This window comes from Corallococcus praedator (assembly GCF_003612125.1).
Classification (GTDB): domain Bacteria; phylum Myxococcota; class Myxococcia; order Myxococcales; family Myxococcaceae; genus Corallococcus; species Corallococcus praedator.
Genome location: NZ_RAWI01000384.1, coordinates 1 through 8,682, shown reverse-complemented (window position 1 = coordinate 8,682; position 8,682 = coordinate 1). Strand labels below are relative to the sequence as shown.

Genomic DNA, 8,682 nt, shown 5'->3' with positions numbered 1-8,682 from the left:
CACCAGTCCCATCACCCGGTCCCCCACCTGGAACTTCCGCGCCCGGGGGCCCACCGCCACCACCTCGCCCGCGTACTCCAGGCCCGGCACGTCCTGCGGGACGTCCTGGGGCGGCGGATAGGCGCCCCGCACCTGGAGCAGGTCCGCCCGGTTGAGCGCGCTCGCCCGCACCCGCACCTGGACATCGTTCGGACCGGGCGCCGGCTCCGGACGCTCGTCGAACGCGAGGACTTCCGGACCGCCCGGCTGGGTGATGCGCACGACCTTCATGGTGGGACTCCGCGAAGTAGCACTGCCGTTCACAACAACAACCGCGTCACCAAGCCGAAGTACGCAAGCAGCGTCACGTTGTCGGCCACCGCCAGCACCAGCGGCGCGGACGCCAGATGCGGGTCCACCTTCAGCCGGCGGAACAGGAAGGGCAGCACCCCGCCCAGGCACGACGCCAGTGTGGCCGACACCGTCACCGACACGAACAGCGCCAGGGGAAAGCCGAACCCCGGCGAGTAGACGCGCCCCAGGAGCGCCACCACCGCCGCCGCCATCATCCCGGCGAGGCTCGCGGCCAGCACCTCGCGCACCACCACCTTCCGGTCCACCTCTCCGTGCGTGACCATCGAGGACGCCACCGCCGTCGTCTGCACGCCCAGGCTCTCCGACAGCACCAGCACCATCGGGATGAAGGCGCTCACCACCACCAGCTCCGACACCGTGTGCTCGAACAGGCGCGTCGTCGTGGCCGCCAGGAACCCGCCCGCGATGTTCACGAGCAGCCACGGGAAGCGCTTGAGCGCGAGCCGCGCCGGCCGCGTCTCCTTCAGCTCCCCCTTCGGCAGGCCCACGAAGCGGTAGACCTCGTCGCGCACCCGGCCCTCCACCTCGTCGAAGAGCGTGTCGGAGAACGTGTCCACGAACTGGTTCATCTCCACCACGCCCACGATGCGCCCGTCCGCGTCCACCACCGGGAAGGCCAGGAAGCGGTAGGTGACGAAGAAGTCCTCCACCACCGCGTCGGGCGCGTCCACCGGCAGCTTCACCACCCGCGTGAACATCAACGTGGCGATGCGCTCCTCGGGGGCCGCGCGGATCAGCTTGCGGATGGGCACCACGCCCACCAGGCGACCCGCCGGGTCGCACGCGTAGCAGTAGAAGACCTCGCCGGTGCCAGGGCTCGCGCGGATCTTCTCCAGCGCCTGGGCGACCGTGTCCTCCACGCCCACGGCGGTGAAGTCCCGGGACAGCCGGTCGCCCTGCAACAGCGTGTGAGCGGACTCCGGGGTTGGCTGCACGGCCGGGCCAAGAAACGTCCTGGCCCGGCGGAGCGTCAAGGCTTATCTAGGACTCCATCCGCCATGCCACTTCAGCCGTGTCCCATCTGTCAGAAGCCCGTGCCTCCCCGCCCGGAGAACACCTCCCAACCCTTCTGCTCCCGCCGCTGCCGCGCCGTCGACCTGGGCCGCTGGCTGGGGGAGGAGTACCGCGTGCCCGACCGGCAGGCGGATGAGCAGGAGGACGAACTGCCCTCCGACGGCTCCAACCGCGGCCACGACGCCTGAGCCTCGCGGCTCACGTGTCTTGAAAAATTCCTCTCAGGCACTGAACGACGGGGCAGGGGAGCGCGCCGTCGCGGGGCCCGCATGCGGGCGCGCCGGAGGGTTTGAGTAGGCCGAGCTACTGGAGTCGCAAAGGCAGGGACGATATACCCGGCCGCCGTGAAACGCGCCGTCAACCTGATCGCCAGCCTGCTCGTCACCGCCGCCTTCATGTGGTGGGCCTTCCGGGACACGGACGTGTCCACGCAGATCGCCAGCCTCAAGGCGGCCAACTACGCGTGGGTGCTGCCGTACTTCCTGTGCCTGACCGCCATCCACGTGTTCCGCACGCTGCGGTGGGGTTCGCTGCTGTCGGGCCTGGAGCGCGTGCCGTTCCGCAAGCTCAATGAGGCATCCGGCATCGGCTTCATGATGCTGCTGGTGCTGCCGTTCCGGCTGGGGGAGTTCGCCCGGCCCTTCCTCATCGCGCAGCGCAGCTCCATCCGCCGCAGCGCGGCCATGACCTCCGTGGTGCTGGAGCGCATCGTGGACGGCCTCTTCGTCGCGGCCCTCTTCCGCGTGCTGCTCTTCTTCGTCCCGGTGGAGACGGAGGGCGTGCGGTACGTGAAGCTGGGCTCGTGGCTGATGTTCGGCGTGTTCGGCGGCGGGCTGGTGTTCCTGCTCCTGGGGCTGTGGCACCAGGAGTCCACCGTGCGGCTCGTGCGCGCCACCGTGGGCCGCTTCTCCCCCGGCATCGCGGAGAAGGTGGCGGACGTCGTGGACACCTTCGTGGGCGCCATGCGGCAGCTCCCCGACGGCCGGCACATCGCCCTCTTCTTCCTCTACACGGTGCTGTACTGGGCCGTGAACGGCCTGGGCATGGCGCTGCTCGCCCGCGCCTTCGACTGCTCCGGCGCGGCGCCGGGCGTCGTCTGCGAGCCCATGAGCCTGTCGCTGTTCCAGTCGTACATCGTGATGTGCGTGCTGGTGGTGGGGGTGATGATCCCCGCCGCGCCCGGCATGGTGGGCACCTTCCACGCCGCCATCAAGGTGGGCCTGGGCCTGTTCCTGCCCGCCGCGGTGGTGAACGCCCACGGGCTCGCCTACGCCAACGTGCTGTGGCTGTGTCAGACGGCGCAGCAGGTCATCTTCGGCCTCGTGCTGCTGTCCATCAGCCACATGTCCTTCCGCGAACTGGCCGGCAACATGAAGAAGGACGGCGGCGACGGCGATGGTGCCGTCACCCGTTCGCCCGTGGCCTGAGCGCCCGTGCCGCCTGCCCCGGTCCTGAGGGGGAGTGGCGGCGGGTGAAGCCTACGGCGCGGGCTGCGTCGCCTGCGCGCCCGCGTCGGGTGCGTTCTGCGCGGGGGGCGCGACCTTCTGGCTGCGCACGCTGTTCTTCACCTGTTCGGTGACGGCGGCGGGGTCCACGGTGCCCTTGAAGGTGCCGAAGGGCGTCTGGAGGGTCTGCTCGCGGTTGGCGTTGCCCTCGGCGCCCGGAGGGCCACAGAACGCCTTGTCCTGATCCTTGAGGGAACCCACGGGCGTGTGCACCGCCGTGCGCGTCTGCGTGGTGGACTTGGCCACGAGGACGTTGTCGCGCATCAGCACGCAGTGGTCCTCGTCGAAGTACCAGGCCGACGAGCCGTCCTGGTACTCCTGCGCGTGGGCAGGGCCCTTGCCCATGGTGCTGGCCACCTGGGCGGGCGTCATGCCGGGATACAGCTGCTCGAAGCCGGACGTGGCGCAGCCGGTGGCGGCCAGCGCGAGGACGGCGATCATCAGGGAGGGACGCATCAAGGCCGGGGCTCCTGGAGACGAAGGAAGGGCCCGAACCTAGCGTGTTTCCCTCCTGGCACGCTCCAGGGCGGGGCGGAGGACTACAGCTCCTGCTCCAGCCAGCGCCGCAGCCGTTCGCGCAGGGACAGGGCGCTCCGGCGGGAGTGGCGCAGGGGCGCCGGGCGCTTCACGACTCGCCTTCCGTCTTGGCGGGCATGCGGCCGTACTTGGACAGCAGGTCCTCCACCGCCTCGCGCAGGTACTCGCTCTGGTGGATGCGGGTGCGCCGCGCCAGTTCGCGCAGCTTGTGGACCTGCTCCTCGGGCACGAGGACGTGGGTGGAGACGATGTCGGCCTCCGGGCTCCGGACCTCACCGGGTTCCACCGGAGACTGGGACGACGGAGCGTCGGGGCTCAGCGGGCTGGCGCTTCCATCCTGCATCGGGGCTTCCTCCAGGCTTTTGCTGCTGCTACAGGCCGCTACCGACCTGTCCCCGGCATTAGGGGGGCAGCCTCTCGCGGCGTCAAAAAAAGGGACGCCAGACGTAGGAGCGCCCGAGCGTGGGGGATGTGTCGGGTTGACTCACGCGGGCCCCACTGCTACTTGCGACGACACGTAAGGGGAGTAGTTCACGCCGGTGGCAAGAGGCGTCGGGAAGCTCGACACACTGGCTGGAGACAGCCCGGGCCCCCACCTCGCGAAGCGCGCGAGACGAACGAGACCTTCGGACAGGGATTCAATGCTCCCTGGCCGAGGTCCGTCGTGCGCGCTCCCCCCTGAAGCGCTCTCACCACGACACCTTCGCGCCAGGGACTGGGAAGGGGAGCCTTCATGATGTCGTGGGAGTCCGTGCTCGGTTCGTTCGTGTTGGTCGCCGCCAGTGAGATGGGGGACAAGACGCAATTGCTGGCGTTCTCGCTGGCGTCCAGGTTCCGCAAGCCGTGGGTGGTGCTGGCCGGCATCCTCGTGGCCACCATCGCCAACCACGCGCTGGCGTCGTCGGTGGGCACGTGGGTGTCCACGCACGTGCCGGCGCGGGTGATGGCGCTGATATTGGCGGTGCTGTTCCTGGGCTTCGGCCTGTGGACGCTGAAGCCAGACACGCTGGATGACGACGGGGGCAAGCCGCCGCGCTTCGGCGCCTTCCTCACCACCGTGGTGCTCTTCTTCCTGGCGGAGATGGGGGACAAGACGCAGCTGGCCACCATGGCGTTGGCCGCGCGCTACCAGGCCCCGGTGATGGTGACGCTGGGCACCACCGCGGGGATGCTGGTGTCGGATGGCCTGGCCGTCTTCCTGGGCGACCGGCTGGCGGGACGGGTGCAGATGAAGTGGGTGCGGTGGGTGACCGCGGGCCTCTTCTTCCTCTTCGGCGCCGTGTCGCTGTGGACGGCCTGGAGGAGCTGACGCGCGAGCCCCGGTGCGTGTCGCCGGGGCCCTCACGGGGACGGCCTACGGGTTCTTCAGGCTCGCGATGTCGATGACGAACCGGTAGCGCACGTCGCCCTTGAGCATGCGCTCATAGGCTTCGTTGATCTGCTGGATGGGGATGACCTCCACGTCGGAGGCGACCTGGTGCTTCGCGCAGAAGTCGAGCATCTCCTGCGTCTCGCGGATGCCACCGATGAGCGACCCGCCCAGCTTGCGCCGCTTCATGATGAGCGGGAACGCGGCGAGCGGCGCGGGGGACTCGGGCGCGCCGACGAGGATCATCGTGCCGTCCAGCTTCAGCAGGCGCAGGTACGCGTTGTAGTCGTGCGGCGCGGAGACAGTGTCGAGGATGAAGTCGAACTGGTTCGCCAGCGCCTTGAAGGTCTGCTTGTCCGACGTGGCGGCGAAGTGCATGGCGCCCAGGGCCAGGGCGTCGTCGCGCTTGGAGGGGGAGGTGCTCAGCACCGTCACCTCGGCGCCCAGCGCCTTGCCCAGCTTCACGCCCATGTGCCCCAGGCCGCCCAGGCCCACGACGGCCAGCTTGCTGCCGGCCTTCACGCCGTAGTGGCGCAGGGGGGAGTACGTGGTGATGCCCGCGCACAGCAGCGGCGCGGCCCGGTCCAGGGGGATGCCCTCCGGGATGCGCAGCACGTACCTGGCGTCCACGGTGATGCGGGTGGAGTAGCCGCCGTAGGTGGGCGTGCCGTCCTTCTCCCGGCCGTTGTACGTGTTCACCGAGCCGCGCTCGCAGTACTGCTCCTCGCCCGCGAGGCAGGCAGGGCAGTCGCGGCATGAATCCACGAAGCAGCCCACGCCCACGCTGTCGCCGACCTTGAAGTCGGTGACGGCGCTGCCGACCTGGGACACCTTCCCGACGATTTCGTGCCCCGGCACCATGGGGAAGCTGGCGCCGCCCCACTCATCACGGGCCTGGTGGATGTCGGAGTGGCACACCCCGCAGTACTGGATGTCGATGAGCACGTCCTGGGGGCGCGGCTCGCGGCGCTCCAGGGTGAAGGGGCCGAGCGCGGCCTTGGCGCTCGGTGCGGAATAGGCGTGGGTGGTCGGCAAGTGAGAACTCCAGGGGGAATCGAAGCAGGGCGCATCCAGGACGGGTTGGACGCAACGCGCGAAGCTAATGGAGCGGGGCCGGTCTCGCCGTGGAAAGCGCGGGAAGTGTGGACCGTGCCGGGGGAGTCCGGGAGACTGCCCGGCACCATGAGCCAGGATCGTCTGCAACAGTCCCAGTCCCCCGGTGGTCCCCATCACTTCCTCTCCCGCCTGGTGGGCGGGTGGGAGGGCGTCGCCCGCACGTGGTTCCAGCCGGACAAGGTGGAGGATGAGTCCCCCATCGCCGGCACCTTCCGGAGCGTGCTCGACGGCCGCTTCGTGGTGCACGAGTACACGTCCTCGATGGGGGGCAAGCCGCTGTCGGGCATCGCCACCCTGGGCCATCACCTGGACGGCCGCCAGTTCACCATGTCGTGGGTGGACACCTTCCACGTGGGCTCCGACATCATGACCCTGCTGGGGGAGGCCGGGGTGAGCGACCGGTTCTCCGTGTCCGGCACCTACTTCACGGGGGAGACGACGCCCCGGTGGGGCTGGCGCGTGGACATCGAACAGCCCTCGCCCGACGCGCTCGTCATCACGCACTTCAACATCCAGCCCGGTGAGGCGGCGCAGAAGGCGATTGAGATCCAGTACCGCCGACGGGCCTGAGGAGCCCCGAGCGTGACGCACGGCGTCTGGTGGGTGGTTGACAGATAAGGCGGGTATGGCGGCTAAACCGGCTTATGCTGGGAAGATTGTATTCGGTATGTTATGTCTTCATCTGCCGAGCATCTCGCCGGCGTTCTCCCTGAGAAGACACCCATGCAAATCAAGACCCTGATTGTCAGCCTCGCTTTCGGTTCCCTCCTGGCCGCCTGTGGCGGAATGGAGACGGAGGGAATGGCCGAAGAGACGCCGAGCCTGGCCACCACGGAGCAGAATCTCTGTGAGGGGTGGGACAACGGCGCGAACCGGTGCACGTTCAAGTGTACCTCTGGCAGCGGCTGGCTCTGGTACGCCCCGGGCCAGATCGCCTACGGGCAGTGCCAGGCCGCGGCGGATGCTTACTGTGGTCGCTCCGCCTACGGCGCCTGCTGGAGCTTCTAGCGCCCACGTGTTGGGAGGGCTCCGTGCCTGTCTGTCATTGGCGGTGACGCCGCGCGAGGACGCGTGCCTCGTGTCGGCCAGAGTCCGTCCAGCCCTCGGTGGATGAGAGGGTTTCAAACTCCTGGAGGTGCGTGGGCAGCTCTCCGTCCTCCAGGAGGAACCGTGCGGACGGGTGCGGATGCCTTTGCAGGTTGCTCCGGGTGGGCTGGGCGAAGACGAACAGCCCGCCCGGTGCGAGCACACTGGGAAGCGCGGCGAAGAGCGGCCGCCAGAGGTAGTTCAGGCACACGACGAGGTCGAACGGGCCTGGGGGCAGCGGGTCCACTTCCAGGTCCAGGCGCGCGAGCTGGAGGGGCACTCCCTCCGCTTGTGCGAGCGCCCCCGCTTGTTCCAGCGCCACGTCGGAGAGGTCCACCAGGGTGACGTCCAGCCCGCGCTTCGCGAGCCAACACGCGTCGTGCCCCTGTCCCCCGGCCAGGTCGAGCGCCCGACCCGTGGTGGGCAGCCGGTCCGCGAGCGAGCGCAGGAAGTCCGACGGCTCCCGGGGTTCCGGGGCCCGCTGGTAGCGGTCGTTCCATCGCTGGCGATCGTCCTGGGACATGGGGCCTCCGGTCAGCGCCGGGTCATCAGGCCGTTGAGGGACGGGTAGCTGGAAGCTTCCTCGAACAGGGCCGCGGAGTGACCTTCGCGCAGGAAGGTGGTGGCGAGCGCGCCCGCGCGGCCCCAGAGGGCTTGCGCGATGGCGGAGCCCGCGCTCAGGCGCCGCACGCCCAGACGCTGCAACTCCGGGACGCTGGGAAGGTCGGGCCGGGCCATGGCATTCACCGGCAGTGGCGTGCCGCGCGTGAGGGCCTGGAGGTCCGCCGCGTTCGTGGCGCCGGGAACGAAGAGGCCGTCCGCGCCGGCCTGCTGGTAGCGGGCGGCGCGGGCTAGGGTCTCCTCCACACGGCGCTCGGGCGGGACGAGTCCGCGCAGGAAGACATCCGTGCGCGCATTGACGAAGACGTCGAGGCCCCGCTGGGCACTGGCCTGCTTCACGCGTTCAATCTTCGCCGCGAGCAATTCCGGTGGGCCGCTCCCGTCCTCCAGGTTGATGCCCACGGCGCCCTCGGACAGCAGCCGGACCACGTTCTCACCGACGGTCGCCGGGTCGTCGGAGTAGCCACCCTCCGCATCCACGGTGAGGGGCACGCGGATGACCCCGGTGATGGCCTGGACCGTGGCGACGAGGCGGTCCATGGGCAGCGCGTTGCCATCCGGGAACCCGAGGGCCCAGGCAATCCCGGCGCTGGTGGTGGCGATGGCGCGGGCGCCCAGGCTTTCGAAGATGCGGGCGCTGCCAGCATCCCAGACATTCGGCAGGAGGAGCAGTTCGGGGCCCTGGTGCAGCGCGCGGAAGGTGCTGGCGGCGGTGTCTGGCATGGGGAGGCTTTCGGGAGGGTGAGAGGGATTGGAAGGCTTTCAGGCCCTGGGCGCGTGTGTCTGTTCGTGGTCGAGCAGCCAGCGTTTGCGCTCGATTCCTCCGGCATAGCCTGTCAGGGAGGCATTGGCACCCACGACGCGGTGGCACGGCACGACGATGCCCACGGGGTTGGCGCCATTGGCCGCGCCCACGGCGCGCACGGCCTTGGGCCGGCCGATGCGTTCGGCGAGCCGGGCATGGCGATGCAGACGCTGCCGCTGGAAACCCAGTTCGCCAAGTTCGATCTCTCGCTGGCACTGCGCGAGTCAGGGTCGGAACTGCTTGGCGCGCTGGAGTACGCGACGGACTTGTTCGAC

The 8,682-nt window shown here is 69.5% G+C and carries 12 protein-coding genes and 1 pseudogene; 5 read left to right on the top strand and 8 right to left on the bottom strand.

All coding sequences use genetic code 11. The features are described 5' to 3' along the window. Together D7Y13_RS33495 and D7Y13_RS33490 are read right to left on the bottom strand one after the other, a co-directional pair. On the bottom strand, positions 1–270 hold a 270-nt coding region (locus D7Y13_RS33495), incomplete at its 3' end, for an alcohol dehydrogenase catalytic domain-containing protein (RefSeq protein WP_158626177.1). Positions 271–299: 29 nt separating this feature from the next. Next, positions 300–1,289, bottom strand: a complete 990-nt coding sequence (locus D7Y13_RS33490) for a magnesium transporter (protein ID WP_233595351.1) — start codon at positions 1,287–1,289, stop codon at positions 300–302. 63 nt (positions 1,290–1,352) lie between these two features. On the opposite strand from D7Y13_RS33490, the gene D7Y13_RS33485 reads away from it, so the two are divergent. Both D7Y13_RS33485 and D7Y13_RS33480 read left to right on the top strand, forming a co-directional pair. Then, positions 1,353–1,556 (top strand): DNA gyrase inhibitor YacG, encoded by a 204-nt coding sequence (locus tag D7Y13_RS33485; RefSeq protein WP_120537967.1) that lies wholly within the window; start codon positions 1,353–1,355, stop codon positions 1,554–1,556. A 156-nt stretch (positions 1,557–1,712) separates the two neighbouring features. Then, positions 1,713–2,795, top strand: coding sequence for a lysylphosphatidylglycerol synthase transmembrane domain-containing protein (locus D7Y13_RS33480; protein ID WP_120537966.1), 1,083 nt, complete (start codon positions 1,713–1,715; stop codon positions 2,793–2,795). A gap of 51 nt (positions 2,796–2,846) precedes the next feature. Here the strand turns inward: D7Y13_RS33480 and D7Y13_RS33475 are convergent, their stop codons facing one another. Together D7Y13_RS33475 and D7Y13_RS33470 are read right to left on the bottom strand one after the other, a co-directional pair. After that, the gene (locus tag D7Y13_RS33475) at positions 2,847–3,329 is read right to left on the bottom strand and encodes a hypothetical protein (RefSeq protein ID WP_120582699.1); all 483 of its coding nucleotides are present in this window, start codon (positions 3,327–3,329) and stop codon (positions 2,847–2,849) included. A 169-nt stretch (positions 3,330–3,498) separates the two neighbouring features. Then, complete coding sequence (locus D7Y13_RS33470) at positions 3,499–3,753, bottom strand: ribbon-helix-helix domain-containing protein (RefSeq protein ID WP_120537964.1); 255 nt, start codon at positions 3,751–3,753, stop codon at positions 3,499–3,501. Between the two features lie 393 nt (positions 3,754–4,146). On the opposite strand from D7Y13_RS33470, the gene D7Y13_RS33465 reads away from it, so the two are divergent. Then, positions 4,147–4,719: a TMEM165/GDT1 family protein gene (locus D7Y13_RS33465; protein WP_120537969.1), complete on the top strand. Its 573-nt coding sequence runs from the start codon at positions 4,147–4,149 to the stop codon at positions 4,717–4,719. Positions 4,720–4,764: 45 nt separating this feature from the next. Here D7Y13_RS33465 and D7Y13_RS33460 read toward each other — a convergent pair whose 3' ends face one another. After that, complete coding sequence (locus D7Y13_RS33460; RefSeq protein ID WP_120537963.1) at positions 4,765–5,814, bottom strand: NAD(P)-dependent alcohol dehydrogenase; 1,050 nt, start codon at positions 5,812–5,814, stop codon at positions 4,765–4,767. A gap of 147 nt (positions 5,815–5,961) precedes the next feature. Here D7Y13_RS33460 and D7Y13_RS33455 point away from each other — a divergent pair, with 147 nt between their 5' ends. Next, positions 5,962–6,465, top strand: coding sequence for a DUF1579 domain-containing protein (locus tag D7Y13_RS33455; RefSeq protein WP_120582706.1), 504 nt, complete (start codon positions 5,962–5,964; stop codon positions 6,463–6,465). Positions 6,466–6,618: 153 nt separating this feature from the next. Beyond that, positions 6,619–6,903: a hypothetical protein gene (locus tag D7Y13_RS33450; RefSeq protein WP_120538333.1), complete on the top strand. Its 285-nt coding sequence runs from the start codon at positions 6,619–6,621 to the stop codon at positions 6,901–6,903. Between the two features lie 34 nt (positions 6,904–6,937). Here D7Y13_RS33450 and D7Y13_RS33445 read toward each other — a convergent pair whose 3' ends face one another. From D7Y13_RS33445 to D7Y13_RS33435, 3 genes and pseudogenes are all read right to left on the bottom strand, one after another. Continuing rightward, the gene (locus D7Y13_RS33445) at positions 6,938–7,504 is read right to left on the bottom strand and encodes a class I SAM-dependent methyltransferase (RefSeq protein ID WP_120582700.1); all 567 of its coding nucleotides are present in this window, start codon (positions 7,502–7,504) and stop codon (positions 6,938–6,940) included. An 11-nt stretch (positions 7,505–7,515) separates the two neighbouring features. Further along, positions 7,516–8,325, bottom strand: coding sequence for an isocitrate lyase/PEP mutase family protein (locus tag D7Y13_RS33440; RefSeq protein WP_120582701.1), 810 nt, complete (start codon positions 8,323–8,325; stop codon positions 7,516–7,518). Between the two features lie 39 nt (positions 8,326–8,364). Further along, positions 8,365–8,562 (bottom strand): annotated as a pseudogene (locus D7Y13_RS33435) (methylated-DNA--[protein]-cysteine S-methyltransferase); the annotation flags it as partial. Between the last annotated feature and the right edge of the window lie 120 nt (positions 8,563–8,682).